Source organism: Catellatospora methionotrophica (assembly GCF_011297335.1).
GTDB lineage: Bacteria > Actinomycetota > Actinomycetes > Mycobacteriales > Micromonosporaceae > Catellatospora > Catellatospora methionotrophica.
In genome coordinates, this window is record NZ_JAAOTJ010000001.1 from 438,029 (window position 1) to 460,458 (window position 22,430).

The following is a 22,430-nucleotide window of genomic DNA, read 5'->3' on the forward strand; positions in this document are numbered from 1 at the left end:
CCCAAACGCCATGGGCCGATGGTCGATCGACCCCGGTAGGGCTGCTATGGCGAACTTTGCGGCGCGGGCGGAGGTCCCTCCGTTCGCAGGAATGAGACCGATCGTATGGCAAGCGCTTTCCGGCCCGCCAGCGTCCGCGTGCCGAAGATTTCCGCCGGCGAGTGTCGGATCGACTGGAGGCCGTTCGTAGTGAAGATGGAGTCGGACGCCGTCCGGCCGAGCAGAGGAGCAGCCATGACCGAGTACCTCATCTACTTCAACCAGCAGTGGGTCGGCGACCACAGCGAGGAGTGGTTCCGCGGGCGCGGGCCGCTGTCCCGGGCGGTCGTCGAGGAACTGAAGGCGGCCGGGCAGTTCGTCTTCGCCGGTGGCCTGGAGGAGGACGAGCCCGCCTTCAGCGCCGACGCGACCAGTGGCACGCTGCTGTTCACCGACGGGCCGTACGTCGAGACCAAGGAGTTCCTGGGCGGGCTGACCGTGGTGAACGTGCCCGACGAGGCGACGGCCAGGATGTGGGCCGGCAAGATCGCGGAGGCGTGCGGCTGGCCGCAGGAGGTCCGCCGGTTCAAGCCGTGGGGTGGCACCGAGAGCTGACATGGCAGGGTCGGGACGCGGGCGGCGAGCGGATGACTACAACGTCATACTTCGATACCCTCCTCTTTCTGGATGCTTTCTTTCCAGTTCCGAAAACGACCTGAGGAGGAGCGATGCCCCGCTCGCCATCGTCTGTCGTCTCTACCTTGCTGGCGCTCGCGTCGATCGCCGCGACCCTGTCCGTCCCGCTCGCCGCCACCCCGGCCGCGGCGGCCGCCGCCACGGCCGCGCCGCAGCTCGTCATCGGCAGCGACTTCCCCGACCCCGACGTCTCGCGCTTCGACGGGGTCTACTACGCGTACTCGACCAACAACGGCTTCGGCAACGTGCCGGTCGCCTCGGCGACCTCGCTGACCGGGCCGTGGACGCGGCGCGGCAACGCGATGCCGACCCTGGGCGCGTGGGCCAGCGGCGGCCTGACCTGGGCCCCGGAAGTGTTCCGGCGGGCTGACGGCCGGTACGTGCTCTACTACACGGCCCGCAGCCGCACGGTGGGCCGGCAGTGCATCGGCGCGGCCCTGGCCACCTCGCCGATCGGGCCGTTCACGGCCGTCGGCACGCAGCCGCTGGTCTGCAACGGCGGGGAGGGCGGTGACATCGACGCGTCCAGCTTCGTCGACAGCACCGGCGCGCGTTACCTGCTGTACAAGGACGACGGCAACGCGATCGGCCAGCCGACCAGCCTGTGGCTGCAGGGCGTCGCCGCCGACGGCGTCACGCTGCAGGGCGGCCGGGTCGAACTGCTGCGCAGCGGGCTGCCCGAGGAGGCGGGTGTCATCGAGGCCCCGGTGCTGACCAAGGTCGGCACGCAGTACGTGCTGTTCTACTCGCTCGGCGGGTACGGCGGCGACGGCTACCAGACCAGCTACGCGACCTCGGCTTCGCTGACGGGGCCGTACACGAAGGCGTACCGCTCGCTGATCACGACCGCGAGTGTGGACGGCACCGTACGCGGGCCGGGCGGCGCGGACGTGATCCGCGACGCGGCCGGGGACAGCCTCGTCTTCCACGGCTGGATCAACAACTACAGCGCCCGCGGCATGTACGTGGCGGCCCTGGGCTGGGCCGGCGGCTTCCCGGTGGTCCGGGGCAGCCGGGTGCGCACCGAGGCCGAGCGCGGCACCCTGAACCGCTGCGCGATCCGGTCGACCACGACCGCGTCCCAGGGCCAGGCCGTGGCGTACATCGACTACGCCGACAGCTGGGTGCAGCTGAGCGTCTTCGCACCACGAGCCGGGTCCTACACGGTCAACGTCGCCTACGCGGCGGGCTTCGGCGACGCGCAGCACACGCTCACCGTCAACGGCGGCGCGCCGACGACGGTCAACTACCCGAACACCGGCTGGGAGACCTGGCGGCAGGCCCCGGTCGGGGTGACGCTGGCCGCCGGGTGGAACACCGTGCGCCTGACGTACCTGAGCCGCTGGGCCGAACTCGACTACATCGAGGTGGCATAGCAGCAGGCCTGCCCCGGCGGATGTCCCCCGCCGGGGCAGGCCTGCTCACGCGGTTCAGGACGGGCGGCCGGTGGTGTAGAGCCACTGGTCGAAGAAGCCGTCCAGGCGGCGGCCGGAGGCTTTCTCGGCCAGGGCGATGAAGTCGGCGGTGCTGGCGTTGCCGTCCTTGTGCTCGGCGGTCCAGGTGCGCAGGATGCCGAAGAACGTGTCGTCGCCGACGAGCTTGCGCAGCGCGTGCAGGGTCATCGCGCCGCGCTCGTAGACGCTGTCGGAGAAGATCTCCTCGCGGCCCGGGTCACCGGTCGGGACCTTCCACAGGTCCGACTTCTTGTCGGCGTACCGCTTGTCGTACTGCGACTGCACGGTCGGACCGCCGTCGTGCTCCTGCCACAGCCACTCGGCGTAGGTGGCGAAGCCCTCGTTGAGCCAGATGTCGCGCCAGGTGTCGACCGACACGCTGTCACCGAACCACTGGTGCGCCAGCTCGTGCGCGAGGATCACCGTGTCGGGGCCGTCGGCCCAGGTCTCGGCCGTGTAGACCGGACGGGTCTGGCTCTCCATCTCGTCCTCGACGCGTTTCTCGGCCACCACGATCCCGCCGTACGCGTCGAACGGGTACGGCCCCGCGATCGTCTCCAGGAAGTCGGCGACCTCCGGGGTCCGGGCCAGGTTGCGGTCGGCCTCCCCCACCGGCACCTTCTCGGCGATCGCGGTGATCACCGGCTTGCCCTGGTGCTCGCCCTGCGTCACCCGGAACTTGCCGACGGCCATCAGCGCCAGGTAGGACGCCATCGGCGAGGTGACCTCCCACTTCCAGGTGCTCCAGCCGCCGTCCTCGGTGCGCCCGCGCAGCAGCCCGTTGCTGATACCGCTGTAGCCGGGCGGCACCGTCAGCTCGATGTCGTACAGCGCCTTGTCGCGGGGGTGGTCGTTGACCGGGAACCAGGCCGCCGCCGACTGCGGCTCGCCGACCGCGACCGCGCCGCGCCGGCTGGTGAAGAAGCCGTTGCCCTCGGCGTCCTTGTCGGGGGTGTCGGCGGGTCGCCCGCCATAGACGACCTCGGTGGTGAACGCCGCGCCGGACGCGATCGGCACGGCCGGGGTGATCACCAGTTCGTCCTGCTCGCGGGCGGTCTTGGCGGTCCGGCCGTCGACCTTGACGCCGCTGACGGTCAGGCCGTACAGGTCGAGGTGGAACGCGTCCAGGGGCTGGGTCGCCTTGGCCCGCACCGTCGTGGTCCCGTCCAGCCGCCCCGTGGCCGGATCGAACTTGACCTTCAGCTGGTAGCGCTCGACGTCGTAACCGCTGTTGCCGTACGTGGGGAAGTAGGGGTCGCCGATGCCGGCGAGGCCGACCTGCCCGGTCAGGCTCGGGGGAAGGAGGCCGCAACCGGCCAGCAGGGACGAGGTGACGACCATCATCCCCACGATTCGGGCTTTTCGCATGGAATCACGTTAAGTGGAGACGCGAGCTCTCCGCCGACGGTCGGCGAAGCTGGGAAGAACCTGTGTCTTGGCGCGTTCAGAGCCCGGAGTAGCCGTGCGCGAAGTCGGCGGCCAGTTCCCGGTGGTAGGCGTGCGTGACCGCCGGGCAGGGCGCGGGCTGCCCGCAGCCGTCGCAGACCGGCTCGGACACGCTCGGCTCACTTCCGGCGAACCGCAGGTCCGGCGAGGGGCGGGTCAGCACGGTGCCGGGTTCGAACGCGTCCATGGGGTGCCCCTCGCGTGCCCTGGACCGGCTCCGGACGAGTACGGCCTCACGACGGCGATTCCCGCGCGAATTCCGGCACAAACATGGCCCATCACCTGCGGCCCGATCGGAGGGCCCGCGCCTTTCATCGTCCACATACGATGTGCGCACCATCCCTCTCCAGACAGGTGCGCGATGTCCACAGCAGACCCCACGGCCGTACCCAAGATCGCCTGGTCGCAGCGGATGGCCGGGATCCTGGCCAGCTCCATCGCCCTCCCGCTGATCTTCGAGATCCTGCTGGCCCTGCTGGGCGACGAGTCGTTCAACTTCGGCCGGGCGGCGGTGACGGTCGTGGTGGTCGGCATCACCGCGGCCGGCCTGTATCTGTTCCGGCCCGGCTGGCTGAACATGCAGCGTGCCCGCGCCACGTTCCTGATCCTGGCCGGTCTGGGCACGGCGATCCACGGATTCCTGGTCACGGCCGCGTTCGACCTGTTCGAGGACAAGGATCTCGTCCAGGACGTGGTGGGCATGACGACGCTGCTGCTCGGGGTGACCGTCTTCGCCGTCGGCTGCTTCTACTTCCGGGTCGAGGACGGGCAGGAGGTCATCGAGAATCCGAGGACGACGCGGGTCCCCGTCGAGGAGATCGCCGTGTCGCCGGTTGCGGGCGTCTACGAGGCCGACTCCAGCGACCGGGCGCTGCTGGAGGCCTGCCGCGACGCGCTGAGCGTCGAGCGGCTGCACTACATCGCCATGTACGAGCCGCCGGACGCCGACCCGAGCGCACCGGCCCAGCGCGTGTTCAGCGTGGACACCTTCGAGCAGGCCAGATATCGCGTACGCGGGCTCAGCGCGCACCAGCGCCGCGAGCTCTACCACGCCCAGGGCGAGCAGGTCTGCCGGCTGCGGCACGACCTGGACCCGCAGCTCGCCCACCTGCACACCGGCCCGCTGGTCCGGCTGGTGCTCGACGTCGAGCAGGGCGCGATCTACTACTACGAGGTCAGCCGCAACCCCAGCCGCCACCTCGTCGCCGTCACCCTCGACCAGGACCACGTCTACACCACCGACGCCGAGCTGGAGATGCTCAAGGGCAGGCTGCGCCGCGAACTGGGCCTGCCGCGCGCCTGACGCCCTCGACGGCCGAAGCGCCCCCGCGGGGACGCTTCGGCCGTGCCTCATGGATCAGAAGGTGTACGGCGTCGCGTACTGCGGCCGCAGGATGGTCGTGCGCGGCGCGACCTGCCGGATCGCCGCCTCGAACGCGGCCAGCTTGTCGGCGTCGGCGGGCGCGACCACCGGCGGGTTCTGCAGCGGCGTCTCGAAGTTGTCCCAGTGCACCGGCACCACGACCGCCGGGCGGTCCAGCGCCTCGATGAGCCGGGGCACGTAGTCGTGGGTGTTGCCGGTCGACGGCAGGGCCAGCATCGCGACGTCGGGCTTCAGCCCGTCCAGGTTGCGCTCGACGAAGTCGCTGGCGCCCATGAAGAACATCTTCGGCCCGTCCTTGACCGTGACCTGGTAGCACAGCGTGTCGCCCTCGGGCAGGTCGGCGATGGTGACCGGGGCCGGAATCCCCGGGCTGGTGCGTACGCCCGGGAACGCCATCGAGTAGGACGGGTTGCGGCTGTGCAGCGCCGACACGACCTCCACGAAGTAGTCGCCGAACTCCAGCACCTCACCGCCCTTGACCGGACTCAGCTGCCCCGACGGCACCCCCGAGGCGAGGCCGAGGTGGTACGCGGTCAGCGTGCCGAAGACCCGCGCACCCGTGGTCCTGGCGATGTGCGGGACGTCGTTGAAGTGGTCCCAGTGGGTGTGCGTGACGAAGACGTTCTCCGCCTTGCCCGCGTGCGCGGCGACCGCGGTCGGGTCCACCTTGAGCTCGGTCGCGGGGTTGAAAGGGGGGCGGAACAGGCCGGTGTCGTACCGGCTGAGGTACGGGTCGATGAGCAGGGTGCGCGCGCCGACCTCGATGCGCCAGCCGGAGGTGCCCAGCCAGCGCAGCGTCGCCGTCTGCCGGTTGCCGGTGCCGGTCCGGGGGCTCGGCGCGGCGGCGGCCGGGGCGGCGAGGACGGGTGCGGCGGTCGCCGGGATGGCGGCCATGGCAGTGCCCGCGGCGGCGGTACGCAGGAAGCGGCGGCGGTCGACCGGGTGCTTCGACATGGGTGTTTCCCCTCGTGCGGTGGATCAAGATGACCCCCGCAGCGAAACACCCGGCCGGTGGCACCGTCCAAGATCACAGGGCGGCACCGGCCATATCGATTCGGATATCAGCGCAGTTCAGACGATGCCCGACGAGTCCGACAAGTGGCCCAGGTCACTCGCCGCGCAGGTCGTCCACGGCCAGTTTCGCGGCTCTGCCGAGCACCAGGTCGAGTTCGAGCCGGGGCATGGACAGCCGCTCGGTCCTGGCGAACACGGCCACCGCGTAGCGGCCGCCGTCGGGATACTCCACGACCCCGGCCTCCATGTGCAGGCCGGGCAGCGTGCCGGTCTTGCCCGCCACCCGTACGCCCGGCGGGAACGCGGCGGCCAGCCGGGTCCAGAACAGCTGCCGGAACATCAGCGCCCGCACGTCCGCGCAGGCCTGCGCCGGCCCGGCCGCGTCGCGCCAGATGAGCCCGAGCAGCCGGGTCACCTCCTCGGGGGTGCTGGAGTTGGTGCGCGCCGGGTCGAACACGCGCAGCGCCCGGACCTGCTCGTCGGGCAGGTCCGGGAAGATGCGCGCGAACTCCTCGTCGTCGCGCGCCCCGACGTCGGCGATCATGGTCGCCAGCAGCTCACGTGGCCCGCCGATCAACCGGGTGCGGGTCAGGCCCAGCTCCTGCGCGAGCAGCGGCAGCAGGTCCGGGCCGACGCGCTGCAGCAGCAGGTCGGCGGCGGTGTTGTCGCTGACGGACATGGTGAAGTAGGCCAGGTCGCGCAGCGACATCTCGACGTCGTCGGCGCAGCCCGCGGTCCCCCAGCCGCCGAGCCGGTCCCCGGCGCGCACCAGCACCCGGTCGGCCGGGTCGAGGGAGCCCGCGGCGGCCTGCCGGGCGAACTCCAGTACCAGCAGGATCTTGAAGATGGACCCGATGACGACCTGGTCGTCCGCGCCGACCGCGACCTCGCGGCCGGTGTCGAGGTCGCGGGCGTGCAGCCAGCCGCGCATGTCCGCCGCCGCGAACGCGTCCGCGATCCGGTTCGTGATCGACATCGGGTCAGCCTATGGTCGGACGGTGGACCTCTCCAAACACCTGCGCTACTTCCTGACCGTCGCGGAGGAACTGCACTTCAGCCGGGCCGCGGCGATCCTGGGCATGGCGCAGCCGCCGCTCAGCCAGGCCATGCGGCGGCTGGAGGACGAACTCGGGGTCACCCTGTTCGACCGGCTGCCCCGCGAGACCGCGCTGACCGCCGCCGGACACGCGCTGCGCGACGAGGCCCGCGAGTTCCTGGCCGCCGAGCAGCGTTTGCGCACCCTGATGAGCACCATCCGCGACGGCACGCTCGGCACCCTGCGCGCCGGAGTGCCCCCGGAGACCCCGGCCGCGGTCCTCGGCGAGCTGCTGCGGCGGCTCGGCGAGCAGGCCCCCGGACTCGACGTCGACCTGCAGGAGCTGACGACCGCCGAGCAGCTGGAACTGCTCGCCGCCGCCCGGCTGGACGTGGGCCTGGTGCACCAGCCGATCGACGAGGTCGACCTGCACACCGGCCCGGCCACCCGGACCCGGCTCGGCGTGGTGCTGCCCCGGACCAGCCCGCTGGCAGGGTCGAGCGAGCTGGAGCTGTCCGACCTCGCCGGGCACGGCCTGGTCGTCTTCCCGCGCGCGACCGCCCCGGCCTGGCATGACCACCTGCTGGCGGTATGCCGCGAGCAGGGCTTCACGCCGAGCCGGGTCCGGCACGCCCGCAACCCCGAGTTCCTGTGCGGCCTCGTCCTCGCCGGGCAGGGCGTGGCGCTGGACCGAGAGTCCACGACCCGCCGCGAACCGCGCGTGACCTGGCGGCCATTGACCGGTGACCCGTTGTGGCAGCAGGTCACCGCTGTCTGGCCGCGCCGGTCGCCGCACCCGGCGGCCCAGCGCTTCGCCGCCCTCGCCGGTGAGATCCTGGCCAGCACCGCCACGCCGCCGTCGCCGGAGCGGGCGACCGGGGCATCGGCGCCGTGGTCGGTGGTCTTCCATACCGCCCCCGGAGTCTGACGCACCACCGACCCCCAGATGCGCATTATCCCCAGGTCAGGGCTGGTTGCCGATAGGCTTTGGGGTGAAGATCCAGACTGGCGCCACGCGGCTGGCGGAAACGGTCAGAGGGGTCGTGATGACGGTGCAGGGCCTGTCGGGGTGAACGCGGGCGCGTTCGACGCGGTGCTCTCCGGTGGCCGGATCCACGCGGTCTACCAGCCCATCGTCGCGCTGGACGGCGGCCAGACGGTGGGTTACGAGGCGCTGGCTCGCGGGCCCGCCGGCACCGCGTTCGCCATGCCGGACGCGCTGTTCCGGCACGCCGCGCAGGCCGGGCGCCTGGCCGAGCTCGACTGGGCGTGCGGGTCGGCCGCCTTCCGGGGCGCGCTGGACGCCGGGTTGCCGCGCGGGGTGCCGCTGTTCATCAATGTCGAGCCCGCGACGCTGCGTTCCGAGCCGCCGCCGGACGTGCTCGCCCTCCACGAGCAAGCACTCGCCGGGCTGCAGTGCGTCGTGGAACTGACCGAGCGCTCCCTGGCCGCCGACCCGGCTTCGCTGCTGGCCACGATCCTGGCACTGCGCGGCCGGTCGATCCGCATCGCCCTCGACGACGTCGGGGCCGATCCCACCAGCCTTGCCATGATGCCCCTGCTGAGCCCCGACGTGATCAAGCTGGATCGGGCCATCGTGCAGGGCCCGGTGACGCCGTCGTTGTCGACCGTCATCAACGCCGTGCTGGCCGAGGCCGAACGGACCGGCGCCGCCGTGCTGGCGGAGGGCATCGAGACCCCGCGCCACCTCGCCATCGCGAGATCAATGGGGGCGACGCTGGGCCAGGGCTGGCTGTTCGGCCGCCCCGGGCCCCTGCCCGGGACGTTTCCGCCCGCGGACCTCGTGCTCGCGCAGGTCGACGCCCCCACCACGACCGGGGCGACCCCGTACGAGGTCGTCCGCAAACACCGGCCCACCCTCCGCACCACCAGGCAGATGCTCCGTTGCCTGAGCATGCACCTGGAGAACAAGTGCCTGGAACTGGCCGAGCCCGCGGTGCTGATGGCGACGTTCCAGCAGGCCCGCCGGTTCGACGCCCCGACCCTGCGGCGCTACGGCCGGCTCGCCGCCAAATGCGTCTTCACGGCGGTGTACGCCCAGGACATGCCGCCGCAGCCGGTCGCCGGTATCCGCGGCGGCCCGCTGCAACCCGATGATCCGCTGCTCAGCGAGTGGACGGTCGTCGTGCTGGGCACCCACTTCGCCGGCGGCCTGTTCGCCTGCGACCTGGGCAGCCCCGGCAGCCACGACGATCAGGAGTTCGACTTCGTCGTCACCTACGACCGGGATCTCATCATCGAAGCGGCCCAGCCGCTGCTGCACCGGCTGGTCCCCACCGAACCCGACTTCTACTGGTAGGCCGGGATCAGCCCCGCAGCAGCTCGCGGACCTCGCGGGCGAGCTCGACCGACGCCTCGATCTCGACCTTGCGGATGGACACGCTCTCGACGTTGAACCCGAACGGCACCCCCAGCCGCCCGCAGAACGCGGCCAGCTCCCGGGCCGTGGCCAGGCACTGCTGGTACGACTCGGTCAACGGGTCGTCGGAGTAGCGCAGCGCGTTCTCCAGCCAGCGGGGCACGTTCACGCCCAGCCAGTGCAGGAACGACAGCGTCTTCAGCGAGCCGCACACCGACAGCGTGAAGATCACCGGCCGGGGCGCGACGCCCTTCTGCGCGCACGTGTAGTAGTAGTCCGACAGCAGGCTCTTGGTCGCGTCGACGTCGTAGACCACCTGCGTGATGAAGAACGTCGCGCCGCGATCCTGCTTGGTCAGCATGCGCAGGTGCTCGTCACCGCTGCGCAGGTAACGCTCGGTGATGGCGACCGCGCCCAGCGGCAGGTCGGCGCGCAGCCGGTCGCGCATCGCGTACGCCTGCGTCAGTCCCGTGCGCACGCCCTTGTCCTTCGACGACGCCCCGACGAACACGCTCAGCACCCGGTCGGCGTCCACCTCGCCGAGCCAGTCCGCGAACTCCGGCTCGGTGTACTTGCCCACGCAGCGGTAGATGACCGACGGCAGCTGCCAGGCATCCAGGTGCTCGCGGTGGAACGCGGCCGGGTCCATCGTCGGCAGGTACGGGAACGGGCGCTCGGCCGGGTTGCGGTCGCTCTCGTCGTCGATGTCGTACAGGATCAGCCCGTCGAGGTCGACGGTGGCCAGCCGGGCGAGGGTGACCTCGGCGATCTGCGCGGCCTGCTCCGGCGAGACGCTGCGCCGGGGCGGCGTGATGCCCAGCAGCAGCACCCCCGACTCGGCCCGCTCCAGCATCGCCCGCAGGGACGGGCGGCCCGTACGGGCGGGCGCGATGTCGTCACTCATGTGATCACGGTATCGAACCCGGTCGTACGCGGCGGCCCGCGCGCGGGCGATCCGCGCCACAAACGGGCGGCGCGTGGCCGGGTGCGTTCTGCCACCCGGCCACGCGTGACTCAGTCCACGAGCGTGCAGAGATTGGTCGTCGTGCCGTGGACCATCGTGAGGGTCTTATGGAACGTCGGCGAGAACGCGAGGGTGTAGACGCCGTCGATCAACCACATGCCACGGGGCAGGGTGCTGCCGTCGTCCCGGAACCCGAAGATCACCGGGCCGACCACGTACCAGGTCATCGACCCGTCCGTGTGGTAGTCGACGAGCGCGGTGCCGCTCGCGTCGACCTCGGCGGACACCCCCGTCGCCAGGTTCGTGAACTTGACGATGAGGTCACCGGCGTACACCACGCGCTTGGGTGTGCCGTCGGCGTTGGTCTCCAGGACGAGCTGGCGCACCTCGTCCCGGATCGGCTCGCTGCGGATGGCGAAGTCGCAGCGGGCACCGGCAGGCTGCTCGAAGGCGGCCGACGGGGCCGGAACCCAGCCGCCGTGCCCGCCGGTCGGTGCGGCGGCCTGGGCCGGTGCGGCCCCGGCCAGCAGCGCGGCCACCATCACCACGGACGCCATGACTGCTCGACGCATGAAAGCTCCCTTCCTGTTGCATTCGCTTGCCCGCCCAGCCTGGCCCGACCGGCTCACCACGGCCTGACCATCGCAAAAGGACTTACCGGATGAACCTGGCCATGCCGCGGCGACGACATGCCTGCCTCACGGCGCGCCTCACCACCCGCTCGACACGCCGCAAGGTCAACCGTCGGGACAGGGACGAGCGTCCTACCCGTATGGAGTTCCGCCTGCTCGGCCCGTTCGAGGCCTGCCACGACGGCCGCCTCGTGGACATCGCCAGCCGCCGCCAGGAACGCTGCCTGCTCGCCCTGCTCCTGCTCGACCTCGGCCACCTGGTCACCATCGACCGCCTCATCGCCCTGCTGTGGAACGGCAGCGCCCCCGCCACCGCACGCGGTGCCGTCTACACGTACATCGGCCGCCTGCGCGCCGCACTGAGCCCGTACGGCGTGCGCATCACCACCCGCGCGGACGGCTACCTCGTCGAGGCCGACGACCACCGCGTCGACGTCGCCGACTTCCACCGCTCCGTACAGCGGGCACTGGACACCGCCGACCCCGCCGCGCGGGCCAGCCTGCTGGACGGGGCGCTGCGGCTGTGGCGGGGACCGCTGCTGGCCGACGTCGCCGACGAAGCGCTGCGCCACCGCCTCGACGCCCAGCTCGAGGAGGCCCGGCTCGTGGCCCTGGAAGCGCGGGCCGAAGCGCAACTGGCACTGGGCAGACACCCCCGCGTGATCAAGGACCTGGCCGGGCTAGCCGAACGTCACCCCCTTCGCGAACGGCTCGTCGGCATCCTGATGACCGCCCACTACCGTTCCGCCCGCCAGGCCGACGCCCTGCTGCTGTACGAGGCCACCCGGCAGGCCCTGGCCACCGAACTCGGCGTCGACCCCGGCCCCGACCTGCAGGAACTGCACCGCCGTATCCTGCGCAACGACAACCGCCTCGAACAGCCCCGCCGCGCCGTGTTCGAGGTGCGCATCCGCGACGAGACGCTGCCCTGGACCGTCGGCGGCCACCCCGCCCTGGACTTCTGCAACACCTTCGCCGGCTGGGGCGACCCGGCGCCACAGCCCTGCGCGGAGTGGCTGCGCTCCTACCGCACGCTCGCCGTCTGGTCGGGTTACACCGGGCTCGCCGACGACCCGACCGTCGCCCGGCTGCTCACCCTGGCCGGGCGCGACCCGGCCGAGGCCGACCGGACCCTGGCACAGGCACGCGCGCTGCGCGGCCAGGTGTACGCCTGCCTGACCGGACACCCCGGCCACGCGGCGTTCGACGCGGTCGCCCGCGCCGCCGAGGCCGCCGCCCGGACCCTGGAGTTCACCCGTGACGAGAACGGCGGCGGGCGCTGGCGGCCCAGCCTCGAAGCCGGGCTGCGCCTGCCCCTGCACGCCGCCGCCTGGAGCGCCGCCGAACTGCTCGCCGACCCTCGGCGGCTGACGGTCCGGTCCTGCGCGGACTCCCACTGCCGGTGGCTGTTCATGGACGAGACCAGCATGCGCCGCTGGTGCAGCCTGGTCACCTGCGCCGCCTAGACCCGGCTCCGGCGCCCAGGGTTCCAGCGTTGCCGCCGCGGTGACCGGGACGCCGAGCGCGGCCGCGACCTCCGGCGTCCAGCCGTGCACGTCGCGCAGCACGAAGGCGGCCCGCTGCCGTCCGGGCAGGTACATCAGTGCCGCGATCAGGCCAGTTCGACGGTCTCGCGGCCCGGCGCGCTGGTCTGCGGGTCGTCGTCGGACAGCAGCGCGTCAGGGTAGGGGCCGATCTCGGTCGACCACTCCAGCAGGTCACCGGACGGCACCGCCCGGTTGGCCGCCGCTTTGCGGACGTCCAGGAAGGCGTTCGTCGCGATGCGGTTCATGGGCTACCTGTTCCCCTGGTATTCGGCCCGCGACACGGACCCGGCGCTGGCCGACGGCCGCGGCTTCGGGTTCATCGCCTGCTACCTGCGTGACGGCGACCAGGTGTACGAGACCTACTGGACGACCGGGCGCGGCGTCGAGGCGCTGATGACCAGCTACCACGCCCTGGACCTGACCGTGTACGGCCGGCAGGAGAGCTGGGAGGACTCCCCCGACGGCTGGCCTCGGGTGAGCGACCGCCCGTGGCGGCTCGACGGCCGCCCGACGGCACAGTGGAGCCGCCCCGGCGCGGTGCGTGCAAGCACCGCTTGACCGGCGGGCTATCGCCCCTCGTTCGCTGACGGATCAGGCCGCGTTAGCCTTCCCGTTATGTCGCTCGATGGGTTTTTTCAGCCGGATGATGAGGTCCGCGATGCGACGTGTGCTGTCTGCCCTGCTCAGAGGCTCCGCTTCGGGGACTTCGACGTCGTCGACAGGCCAGGCGTCGGCCACCCGTTCGACCCCCGGCACGGATGGCGCGCGAACCTTGCGACTGGCGCTCCCACCTGCGTCCATCCGTACCGGGTCGGGCTGCCTGCGGCGGCGTACGTCTCCAGTGGGGTGCCCTTACCCCCACCGGAGACACCCACACCGACACCCGACGCCGCCGCCCTGGTTCTGCCGGACGATCCGACGCTGCTCGAAGCGTGGCTCGTCGCCGTGTTGCGATGCTCTTCGCCCGAGCGGATGGCCTCCACCCTGTTCCGGGCGGAGGCCACCGCGTCGGAGAGGTTCCCCGCGCGAGACGTGGTCACCGCGATGCGCCGGGTCATGTCCCGCGAGCTGACCGGTAGTTAGGTCCTGGCAAGATCACCAACGCGCCCGGACGGAGTTCTGCGGTGGCGCGCGTTGCCCTGCTCCCTTCCAAGGTTGTGGGGTGGGGCGGCGGCAGCGTTGCCGCCGCCCCGACTGCGGCAGCCAGCAAGAAGAACATGGGAGATGGCTCAAGCCGGCCGTCGCTCCGGACCTACCGGGTGGCAGCGTCCGGAAGTCTGGGGCGGCGCCGCGGCAGTTTGCCGAGCCGCTGAAACGCCGCATGAGCCAGCTCGCGGGAGCGGCACGGTGCCGGTTCGCCACAGGCGACGCACCGGCCTGTCCAGGGCACGCCGTGCAGGTGCCGTTCGACCAGTGTTTGGGCCTCCTCAGCCGTGGTAGGGAGCCGCACAGATCCCCGCGCCATGATCGCCGCTGTCATGTGCCCGTCCCCCATGGTCGGCCAGCGATTGACAGCGTCCGGTCGGCCCACCGGCGGGCCGTGCACGGGTGCGGTGTCGCAAAGCCGTACTCGACCGCGCATCCCGTGCACCATCCATCGGCATCCTCCGCGTGCACCGCGATCACCTCCTTGGCTCTCGTGACCATGGGGGCAGGGTCACTCTCGGTAGGACTCGCGTCAGCGACCATCGTTGATCCCCCAGACCGTCCGGCGTACCGTCTACTTAGTTGCGAAGCGGCCGCGACCCGGACGTTCGACGACCGCCCCGCGCCCGCTCAGCGTGCACGGTGCGTGACGAACTCAGTAGGTGTTGCCTGTAGCGCCACGGGCCGGGCAACGCCTGAAGGCCAAGGAGCGAATCGTGGAAGAGGCATTCAGCACCGTGTTGAAACGTCTACGGGCCGAATCAGGCCTGTCCGTGCGCCAAGTCGGTGTCGCCGCGAACGTCGATCCCGGCTACATCAGCAAGCTCAGCAAGAGTGACCGAGGCGTCTCCCAAGCCGTTGCCCAGGCACTCGACGCCGCACTGGGTGCGGACGGCCGACTGATGTCGGCGTGGAAAGCAGGCAACGCACGCCGCCTCGCGGCACGGGTAACGTCGGAGGCTATGAAACGGCGCACCTTGATGGCCGGGACGATGGGAGCCGTACTCGGCGGCCTGTTGCCCGGACGCAAAGAGGCCGGCTACCGCCTAGGCCTCTCCGATGTAGCTCAGATCCCCCGCCACGTCGACCGCCTGTTCGCCATGGACTACCAATTCGGCGGCGAGAGCTTGTGGCAGGTCGCCGTCGGCTACGCCACGGAGGCTCGGTGGTGGCTGGAGAACGGCGTACTGACCGGCGACGTCGAGGAAGCGCTTCTCCATGCCACGAGCCGCGTCCAGATGTGCGCTGGCTGGCTCGCATTCGACGCGGGTCGACATGATGTAGCGCGCAACAGCTACCACGAGGCGTTGGGCCTGGCGCGGCAGGCCCAGGACGCCGAGGCCGAGACACACGCCCTGGCGAACCTCGCCTTCATGTCCAACGTCCTGGGCAGCCCGAAGGAGGGACGGCGATGGGCGGATGCGGCCGAACGTGCTGCATGCGCCACGGACGAGCACGCACGCCTGTCGATCATTCCCATGCTTCGCGTTGCCATGTCCTCCGCGCTCACCGGCGAAAAGCGCTCGTGCGAGCGCGCTCTCTCCACGGCACGGCGATACCTGGAACGCGATGAGGATCGACCGGTCGCCGAATGGCTGGCGTTCGTCACCTGGCATGAACTCGACGGTATCGAGGCCACCTGCGCCATGGAGCTGGGCGAGACCGACCGGTCGATCCGCCTGTTCAACGAGTCGATCGACGCACACCCCGACGGGTTCGCCCGTAATCGAGCCACCTACAAGGTTCGCCTCGCCCTGGCCAGCCTCGATGCCCAGGAGGTCGAACAGGCCGCCGCAGCAGCCCACTCGGCACTCGATGACCTCTCCGGCAACGTCACCAGCTGGCGTTTGTCCACCGAACTCGGGGCGGTCGCCAACAAAATGGCGTCGCACCACACTGCCCCGGTGGCCACGAACTTCGTCACCAGGTACAGAGCCCTCGTCTAGACCCGCAAGGAGCACGGCTTGCACACCACTCACTCCGACCTGATCATCACCACCCACGATGCGGCGGGGCTGGCTGAGCACCTGGACCTCGTGCTCGACACATATGCGGAGGTCTACGCCACGGAGATCGCCACGGACCCGTTCTTCTCCTTGCCTCGCTACCAGGACCGGCTGAGCGCCTACGCCTCGCGAGCAGGATTCGCGCTGGCGTTGGGTTACGTAGGCGACGAACTGGCTGGCTACGTACTGGGCTTCCGGCTGCCTGAGGGCTCGGGCTGGTGGAGCGGGCTCCAGGACGAGGTTGACCCCGAGATGCTGATCGAGGATGGCATGCGCACCGTCGCGATCTGCGAAATCATGGTCAAGGAGAAGTACCGGCGGCGCGGCTACGCCCGCCGACTCCACGACACCTTCCTGCACGACCGGACCGAAGAGCGCGCGACACTTCTGGTCGACCCGATCAACAGCCCGGCGCGGTCGGCGTACCGTTCCTGGGGGTGGCAGCGCATCGGCGGCGTACGCCCTTTCCCCGACTCGCCTCTCTACGACGGCATGCTGCTCGATCTGCCGACTCGGCATTAATATGCGATGCAGGGCGGCCTTCCGGGCCGCTCTGCAGACAATTCGAGCGGCCTGACGTGGTTACGCTCGCCTGCCTCAGCCGTCTACCCCAACCGGCACACACCCGACCACGGCAGCACCAGTCGGTGGCGTTGCATAACCGGACGGTCAGGTAGGTGAATAGCCCGCACGGTGCTCGGCCATCGCCTGACATGCGGATGCGCCCCACGGAGCGCAAACCGGGCGATGCGGAAGGAGCGGCTCAGACCTCCGACGCCGCCACCACGATCTGGGCGGCAACGGAATCCGTGGCGATCAGGGTGCTGTCGAACACCGGATCTTCCAAACCGAGCTCGATGTCAATCTCCGTCCGGGGACGGCCACTGCCGTCAGCGACGAAGAGTCCTGCGGCGAAGGCGAAGCACAAACCGGCTGCCCCATCCCAGATCTTCTGCCGCCGACGGAAGAACAGGCCAAACGGCTCAAGCGCCGGCTCGGTGAAGGGCGACAGGTCGACACACACCCGCACCATGTCGAGTGTCTGTGACGTAGTGCGCGTCTTCAGCCGGTAGCCGTGTGAAGTGAGCTGCTGCTCGTAGGACCGCTCTTGCGTTCCTGAACTCCGTGTGACCGAGACCGTCTGTGGCTCATCGGTCGCCGCCAACCCGGCGACCTGCCTGCCGTTGATCTCGATTGCGTGACCCTGTCCGTTCAATCGCACGCAAACGGGAGTGCGATCAGGACCGATCTCCGGGGCCAGCACGAACGCCGCGACAGGCCTGTGGTCCTCAACGAGGCAGACGACGCTACAAAACTCACGGCCATCAGCCTTGACGAACTGGGCCGTGCCGTCGATCGGGTCGATGATCCAAATCCGGCCGGTTGAGCTGCACCCGCGCAACAGATCACGACCGTGCGCACCCTCCTCGCCAAGAATCACCCCGTCGGGGTCCACCGCGCGCACAGACCTGATGATCTGGGCTTGTACTGCTTCGTCAGCCTCGGATAGCAGCGTGGCATCCGCCTTGCGCTCGACACGAAGCGATCGCTTAGACCGGAACTCTGCCAGCATCGGCGTCAGGACTCGCTCAAGCTCTCGCCACAGCGACGGGATATCCACCCGGCGCATTCTATGGCCGCCCAGAGCACCCAGGTTCGACGTTTACCCGACAGCGAGGTCGGCGTTCACGCAGGCCGGGCAGGGCGCGGACGGGGCGGGAGCCCGCCCCGTCCGCGCCTGTGGTCGCGCGTTCTCGGGTTGGTAGGTCAGGAGGCGTAGATGAGCTTGACGCCGCCGACCGCCAGCGCGGATACTGTCGACCCGCCGACCCCGGAGTTGAGGTTGCGCCAGGCGTTGTTGCTGGCAGCCTCGTGCACGTAGCCGCCCGCGCTGGTGTAGACGTGCTTGATGCCGTTGACGTTCGTCGCGGCCAGGGTGCTGCCGGATACGCCGGAGATGCCGGTCCACAGGTTCTGCCAGCCGGCGTTGCTGGCCGCCTCGTAGATCCGACCGCCGTTGACCGTGTAGATGATCTTCGTGGTGCCGAGGGTGATCGCGGCGACCGCCGAGGCGGGGATGCCTGTGTTCAGGTTGCGCCAGGCGTTGGCGCTGTGTGCTTCGTGCACGTAGCCGCCGACGATGCTGTAGACGTACTTGACGCCGCCGAGCTGGATCGCCGCGATCGAGGAGGAGCCGACGCCGCTGATGCCGCTGTTCAGGTTGCGCCAGGCGTTGTTGCTGGCGGCCTCGTGGACGTAGCCGTCGACGACGTTGTAGATGTGTTTCACGCCGTTGACGTTCAGCGCGGCCAGCGCGGTGCCCTGCGCGCCCTGGACGCCGGTCCACAGGTTCTGCCAGCCCGCGTTGCTGGCCGCCTCGTAGATCCGGCCGCCGTTGAGGCTGTACACGATCTTCGTGGTGCCGAGCGCGATGGTGGCGACCGCGGAACCGGTGACCGCACCGGCGCTGCCGGAGATCGGCAGGGCCCGCCAGCCGTTGTTGCTGGCCGCCTCGTACACCTGGCGCGACTGCCCGCCCGGATTCTGCCCGATGTAGACCAGCGGGCTGATTCTGGTTCCCGCCGGGTCGATCATGTGCCAGTGCAGGTGCGGGCCGGTCGAACTGCCCGAGCCGTCCGCCCCGGCCGCGCCGCCCGAGCGCCCGACGATCGCGCCTGCGCCGACGCTCGCGCCGTTGCCGAGCAGGAATTGCGACAGGTGCATGTACTGGCTGCGGTAGCCCTCACCGTGGTGGATCGTGACGGTGTGGCCGCCGGAGCCGTTGTAGGGGATGTTCTGGATGGTGCCCGCGCCGCAGGCGGGCAGTGGTGTGCCCACTCCCATGCCGAAGTCGATGCCGCCGAGTGAGCCCCGGGCCAGGTGGCCCGCCCAGGTGTCGGTGATCGGGTACGCGCCGAACGGGTTGTAGATCGCGGGTGCGGCGTGCGCGACGCCGGGCAGCAGCACGCCGCCCACGGTCATGGCGCCCGCGCCGAGCGCGGTCGCGCGCAGCATCGCCCGGCGGCTCAGGCCCGGTGCGGGTTCGCCGCCGCCCCCGCAGCAGGTGTGTTCGTCGTCTTGGGTCATGTTCGCTCCTTGTGCGACACGGCGATCGTTTCCATGGCGGTAGCGGTGCACGGGAGGGATCGTCGCCGGTCGGCAGCGTGGCCGCCGGTCCTGTCCGCGGTCCCTCACATGTGGACGGACGGAGGCGTGTTCATCCTGCGGCAGCGCCTCATACGGGAGCACATCCGGTCTTCACACGGGTCATGCCTCGTCGAGCCGGGCCAGCCTGTCCCGCAGTTCGCCCGCGTCGGGGTGGCCCAGTTCGTCGAGCATCGCCAGGGACAGCTGCCAGGCGTCGGCGGCGGGCCTCCGGTCGCCTGCCGCGTGGTGGGTGTCGCCGAGATGGGTGAGGGTGATCGTCTCGTAGTAGGGGTCGGCGAGCTGGCGCAGCACCACCAGGGCCTCCTGGTAGTGGACTGTCGCCTGCCGGTGGTCGCCCCGGCCGTGGTGGGCGTAGCCGAGGCTGTCGAGCGCGTTGGCCAGGCCCTCCCGGTCGCCCAGCTCCCGGTGCACCTCGACCGCCTGCTCGCAGTACTTGACCGCGTCGCCGTGCTGGCCCAGCTGGGCGTGCAGCCATCCGACGCTGTTGAGGGCCTGTCCCCGGCCGATGTGGTGGCCTGCCGACTGGAACCGGTCCAGCGCGTGCCGCGCGTCGAGCAGCGCCGCGTGCCGGTCGCCCTGGCCCTCGTGGACCAGGCTCATCCGCAGGTTGGTGTATGCCTGACCGACGAGGTCGTCCAGCTCGCCGAAGGCACGGTCGGCGCGGCGCAGGTGGGCGTGCGCCTCGCCGTACCGCTTCAGCCGGTTGTAGGCCAGGCCAAGGCTGCCGTGCGCGTGTGCCTGCCCGGCCCGGTCGGCGCAGCGCTCGGCGGCGGCCAGGGCGGTGCGCCCGGTGGCGACCCAGTCGTGCCAGTGCCCGTACCGGTCCAGGTAGGTGGACAGAGCGGAGGCCAGCTGCCAGGCGTACGTGGCGAGGTTCTCGTCGGCGGCCGTGTTCAGCGCGGTCAGCAGCACGGCGTGTTCCGACGTGAACCAGGCCGAGGCCTCGTTCACGTCGCCGAACCGCGTCACCGCCGCGCCGGGATCGGCGGGCGCCAGGTCCAGCCGGTAACGGTGCGGATAGATGCGCAGCGCCGCGGCGTAGGCGCTGTGCAGGTAGTGGGACAGGACACGGCGCAGTGCCGCACGCCGGTCCGGCTCGGTCTCGTTGAGCTGCGCGAGCTTCGCCGCGTATCCCCGCAGGAGGTCGTGCAGCGAGAACCGGCCGGGCAGGTGTTCGGTGATCAGATGTGCGCGTGCGAGTTCGGTCAGCAGCGGGCGTACCGCATCCGCCGGAGCTCCGGCCAGACTGGCGGCCGCGCTCACGCCCGCGTCCGCGCCCGGGTGCAGCCCGAGCAGCCGGAACAGCCTCGCGGCCGAGGGCGTCAGCCGCCGGCACGACCACGAGAAGGCGGCCTGCACGTCGGTGGTGAAGTCGTCGGGGTCCTGCGGCCGCAGGCGTTCGCGGACCGCGGACAGCTCGGCGGACAGCGCCCTGAGCGGAAGAGCGGGATGGACGGCGGCACGCGCGGCGACCATCGCCAACGCGAGCGGCAGGCGCGCGCACCGGACCGCGATCTCGTCGGCGGCCTGGACGTCCGCGGCCACCCGCGCTCCGCCGAGCCGCCCGGCCAGCAGCTCGCGCGCCTCGACGCCGGACAGCACGCCGAGGGTCACCGGATGGGCGCCCTCCAGCGCGACCAGGCCGATCAGCTGATCACGGCTGGTGATCAGCACCATGCCGCCACGCCCGCCCGGCAGCAGCGGCCGGACCTGGTCGGCGTCGACCGCGTTGTCGAGCAGCACCAGGATCCGCCGGCCCGCGACCAGGCTTCGGTACAGGGCCGCCTGCGCGTCCAGACCGGCCGGCACCCGCTCCGGGGCGATGCCGAGCGCGTCGAGGAAGCCGCGTAACGCCTCCCCCGGCTCCACCGGCCGGGCCGCGGGGTGGAATCCGCGCAGGTTCACATACAGCTGACCGTCCGGGAACCTGGCCGCCGCCTGCTGGGCCCAGTGCACCGCGAGGGCGGTCTTGCCCACTCCCGCGGTGCCCATGAGGACGGCGACCACCGTCTCGGGGGGTGTCGCGGCGGCACCGTCGGCGAGGGCGTCGAGGTGTGCCAGTTGCGTGCCCCGCCCGGCGAAACCGCGGACGTCCAACGGCAGCTGGGCGGGCACCGGAAGGGCGGCCCGGACGGGCTGCGCGACCGCCTGACCTGCCACGGCCCGGTCGGGTTCCAGCGGCAGGTCGAGCGTGTGGTCGCCGAGCAGGATGCGCCGCTCCAGGACCTGCAGTTCACGGCCGACGTCGAGGCCGTACTCGTCGGACAGGGTGTGCCGGGCGTTGCGGTAGACGCCGAGCGCGTCGGTGACTCTTCCGCTGCGGTGCAGGGCGATCATCAGCTGGGCGACGAATCGCTGCCGGACGGGGTCGGCGGCCACCGCGTCCGTCAGCTCCGGCACGATCGCCGCGTGGTTGCCGCAGCCCAGTTCGGCGTCGAAGAGCTGCTCCAGCGCCCTGTCGCGCTGCTCGATGAGGTATGGGCGAGCGGCGGTGACGAACGTGGCCCGCACCCCGGCCAAGGGCAGCGTGCCTCGCCACAGCCCGAGCGCCGCGCGCAGCAGACCGACGGCGGCGGCGGGCGTACGCGCTTCACGGGCCTGGCCGACGAGCCGCGTGAAGGCTGCCAGGTCGAGCCTGCCGGCGGTGATGTGCAGCGCGTAGCCGGCAGCCTGACGGTCCACCGTGGCCAGCGGCCCGCTGCGGCCATGGAGGGCGGCTCGCAGCGCGGACACCATGTTCTGCACCTGGACGTTCGCGGTGCGCGGCGCGGCTCCGCCCCACATCGCCTCGATGATCTCGCCGGTCGCCACCACACGTCCGGCGCGCAGCATGAGGAAGGCGAGCAGGTCGAGTTGCTGGCGACGGGCGAACCGCAACGGCTCGCCGTCGACGACGACCTCCACCGGGCCGAGTAGGCGAAAGTCACCACCGTCGCTGTCTGCGATCATCGGCGCGATCGTAGCCGGGCACGGTGAACTGTCCACAGTGCGCGGGTCTGCCCCCGCCCACGCAATGGGCCGGGTCGCGGCGGCGAGGTCGTGGGGCTACCCGTCGGCGCGGGTCCGGCCCGTCAGATCAGTGGCGCGGTGCGGGCTCCCGCCCTCGGCTCACGACGGCCTGGGGGCGCGCCGGTCCCTGCGCCGGGCCAGTTCCTCCTCGTCCACCAGGACGAGCATCGGCTGGTCCGGTGCGCACAGCATGGTGACGGTGAACCGCACCGGCGTGTCGTCGCGGTTGTTGCCGTCCTGGTAGTGGATGACGTCGCCGCCCGGTTCCCAGAACACCTCGCCCGCGCGTACGACGCGCTCGGGCTCGCCTTCCAGTTCGAACACCATCTCGCCTTCGAGCACGTAACCGAAGGCCGGGCCGGAGTGCCGGTGCGGCGGTGTTCCGGGGCTGCCGGGCGGGTATTCGACGACGATGGTCATCGCGTGCGCGCCGGCCGGGATGAACGGTGGCACCACCTCCTGGAGCATGGTGAACGCCGTCGAGTTCAGCTCCTGCGGAACATTGTCTGCCATGGGATGCCTCCGCATCGGATCGTGGTGGATCTCTGAAGCGCGCTCGCCCTGCCGGG

General features: G+C 70.9%; 21 protein-coding genes and 1 pseudogene. 10 read left to right on the forward strand and 12 right to left on the reverse strand.

The features are described 5' to 3' along the window. Nucleotides 1-234 precede the first annotated feature (234 nt). Together HAV40_RS01995 and HAV40_RS02000 are read left to right on the forward strand one after the other, a co-directional pair. Nucleotides 235-594: a YciI family protein gene (locus HAV40_RS01995; protein ID WP_166378375.1), complete on the forward strand. Its 360-nt coding sequence runs from the start codon at nucleotides 235-237 to the stop codon at nucleotides 592-594. Nucleotides 595-740: 146 nt separating this feature from the next. Next, complete coding sequence (locus HAV40_RS02000) at nucleotides 741-2,051, forward strand: family 43 glycosylhydrolase (protein WP_239086290.1); 1,311 nt, start codon at nucleotides 741-743, stop codon at nucleotides 2,049-2,051. 54 nt (nucleotides 2,052-2,105) lie between these two features. On the opposite strand, the gene HAV40_RS02005 is transcribed toward HAV40_RS02000, so the two are convergent. Together HAV40_RS02005 and HAV40_RS02010 are read right to left on the reverse strand one after the other, a co-directional pair. Next, nucleotides 2,106-3,497, reverse strand: a complete 1,392-nt coding sequence (locus HAV40_RS02005) for a M1 family metallopeptidase (protein ID WP_166378379.1) — start codon at nucleotides 3,495-3,497, stop codon at nucleotides 2,106-2,108. Nucleotides 3,498-3,573: 76 nt separating this feature from the next. Then, nucleotides 3,574-3,762: a hypothetical protein gene (locus tag HAV40_RS02010; protein ID WP_166378381.1), complete on the reverse strand. Its 189-nt coding sequence runs from the start codon at nucleotides 3,760-3,762 to the stop codon at nucleotides 3,574-3,576. A 174-nt stretch (nucleotides 3,763-3,936) separates the two neighbouring features. Here HAV40_RS02010 and HAV40_RS02015 point away from each other — a divergent pair, with 174 nt between their 5' ends. Next, nucleotides 3,937-4,878, forward strand: coding sequence for a hypothetical protein (locus HAV40_RS02015; RefSeq protein WP_166378383.1), 942 nt, complete (start codon nucleotides 3,937-3,939; stop codon nucleotides 4,876-4,878). A gap of 54 nt (nucleotides 4,879-4,932) precedes the next feature. On the opposite strand, the gene HAV40_RS02020 is transcribed toward HAV40_RS02015, so the two are convergent. Together HAV40_RS02020 and HAV40_RS02025 are read right to left on the reverse strand one after the other, a co-directional pair. Further along, nucleotides 4,933-5,913, reverse strand: coding sequence for an MBL fold metallo-hydrolase (locus HAV40_RS02020; protein WP_166378385.1), 981 nt, complete (start codon nucleotides 5,911-5,913; stop codon nucleotides 4,933-4,935). 154 nt (nucleotides 5,914-6,067) lie between these two features. After that, nucleotides 6,068-6,949, reverse strand: a complete 882-nt coding sequence (locus HAV40_RS02025) for a serine hydrolase (RefSeq protein WP_166378387.1) — start codon at nucleotides 6,947-6,949, stop codon at nucleotides 6,068-6,070. 22 nt (nucleotides 6,950-6,971) lie between these two features. On the opposite strand from HAV40_RS02025, the gene HAV40_RS02030 reads away from it, so the two are divergent. Together HAV40_RS02030 and HAV40_RS02035 are read left to right on the forward strand one after the other, a co-directional pair. Then, on the forward strand, nucleotides 6,972-7,937 hold the full coding sequence (locus HAV40_RS02030) for a LysR family transcriptional regulator (protein ID WP_203671325.1): 966 nt from the start codon (nucleotides 6,972-6,974) through the stop codon (nucleotides 7,935-7,937). 141 nt (nucleotides 7,938-8,078) lie between these two features. After that, a complete protein-coding gene (locus tag HAV40_RS02035) occupies nucleotides 8,079-9,329 on the forward strand; it encodes a sensor domain-containing phosphodiesterase (protein ID WP_166378391.1) in 1,251 nt (416 codons plus the stop codon). A gap of 7 nt (nucleotides 9,330-9,336) precedes the next feature. Here HAV40_RS02035 and HAV40_RS02040 read toward each other — a convergent pair whose 3' ends face one another. Both HAV40_RS02040 and HAV40_RS02045 read right to left on the reverse strand, forming a co-directional pair. Then, nucleotides 9,337-10,293: a methylenetetrahydrofolate reductase gene (locus HAV40_RS02040; RefSeq protein ID WP_166378393.1), complete on the reverse strand. Its 957-nt coding sequence runs from the start codon at nucleotides 10,291-10,293 to the stop codon at nucleotides 9,337-9,339. Between the two features lie 110 nt (nucleotides 10,294-10,403). Beyond that, nucleotides 10,404-10,925 (reverse strand): hypothetical protein, encoded by a 522-nt coding sequence (locus HAV40_RS02045; protein ID WP_166378395.1) that lies wholly within the window; start codon nucleotides 10,923-10,925, stop codon nucleotides 10,404-10,406. Between the two features lie 200 nt (nucleotides 10,926-11,125). On the opposite strand from HAV40_RS02045, the gene HAV40_RS02050 reads away from it, so the two are divergent. Then, the gene (locus HAV40_RS02050) at nucleotides 11,126-12,451 is read left to right on the forward strand and encodes a BTAD domain-containing putative transcriptional regulator (RefSeq protein ID WP_166378397.1); all 1,326 of its coding nucleotides are present in this window, start codon (nucleotides 11,126-11,128) and stop codon (nucleotides 12,449-12,451) included. Between the two features lie 87 nt (nucleotides 12,452-12,538). On the opposite strand, the pseudogene HAV40_RS39055 reads toward HAV40_RS02050, so the two are convergent. Beyond that, nucleotides 12,539-12,586, reverse strand: a pseudogene (locus tag HAV40_RS39055) (hypothetical protein); the annotation flags it as partial. Between the two features lie 11 nt (nucleotides 12,587-12,597). Then, the gene (locus HAV40_RS02055) at nucleotides 12,598-12,777 is read right to left on the reverse strand and encodes a hypothetical protein (protein ID WP_239086292.1); all 180 of its coding nucleotides are present in this window, start codon (nucleotides 12,775-12,777) and stop codon (nucleotides 12,598-12,600) included. Here HAV40_RS02055 and HAV40_RS02060 point away from each other — a divergent pair. The 4 genes from HAV40_RS02060 (at nucleotide 12,776) to HAV40_RS02075 (ending at nucleotide 16,206) form a co-directional block, all read left to right on the forward strand. Next, complete coding sequence (locus HAV40_RS02060; protein WP_308441030.1) at nucleotides 12,776-13,090, forward strand: DUF899 family protein; 315 nt, start codon at nucleotides 12,776-12,778, stop codon at nucleotides 13,088-13,090. The two genes, HAV40_RS02055 and HAV40_RS02060, sit on opposite strands and share 2 nt — an antisense overlap. A 57-nt stretch (nucleotides 13,091-13,147) precedes the next feature. Next, nucleotides 13,148-13,615 (forward strand): hypothetical protein, encoded by a 468-nt coding sequence (locus HAV40_RS02065; RefSeq protein ID WP_166378399.1) that lies wholly within the window; start codon nucleotides 13,148-13,150, stop codon nucleotides 13,613-13,615. A gap of 779 nt (nucleotides 13,616-14,394) precedes the next feature. Then, nucleotides 14,395-15,624, forward strand: coding sequence for a helix-turn-helix domain-containing protein (locus tag HAV40_RS02070; RefSeq protein WP_166378401.1), 1,230 nt, complete (start codon nucleotides 14,395-14,397; stop codon nucleotides 15,622-15,624). A gap of 18 nt (nucleotides 15,625-15,642) precedes the next feature. Then, on the forward strand, nucleotides 15,643-16,206 hold the full coding sequence (locus HAV40_RS02075; protein ID WP_239086293.1) for a GNAT family N-acetyltransferase: 564 nt from the start codon (nucleotides 15,643-15,645) through the stop codon (nucleotides 16,204-16,206). 241 nt (nucleotides 16,207-16,447) lie between these two features. On the opposite strand, the gene HAV40_RS02080 is transcribed toward HAV40_RS02075, so the two are convergent. The 4 genes from HAV40_RS02080 to HAV40_RS02095 form a co-directional block, all read right to left on the reverse strand. Beyond that, on the reverse strand, nucleotides 16,448-17,305 hold the full coding sequence (locus HAV40_RS02080) for an inositol monophosphatase family protein (RefSeq protein ID WP_166378403.1): 858 nt from the start codon (nucleotides 17,303-17,305) through the stop codon (nucleotides 16,448-16,450). Between the two features lie 146 nt (nucleotides 17,306-17,451). Further along, the gene (locus tag HAV40_RS02085) at nucleotides 17,452-18,771 is read right to left on the reverse strand and encodes a M23 family metallopeptidase (protein WP_166378405.1); all 1,320 of its coding nucleotides are present in this window, start codon (nucleotides 18,769-18,771) and stop codon (nucleotides 17,452-17,454) included. Between the two features lie 180 nt (nucleotides 18,772-18,951). Further along, complete coding sequence (locus tag HAV40_RS02090; protein ID WP_166378407.1) at nucleotides 18,952-21,801, reverse strand: AfsR/SARP family transcriptional regulator; 2,850 nt, start codon at nucleotides 21,799-21,801, stop codon at nucleotides 18,952-18,954. 159 nt (nucleotides 21,802-21,960) lie between these two features. Next, entirely contained in the window at nucleotides 21,961-22,374 is a 414-nt protein-coding gene (locus HAV40_RS02095; protein ID WP_166378409.1) for a cupin domain-containing protein, read from the reverse strand. Nucleotides 22,375-22,430 lie beyond the last annotated feature (56 nt).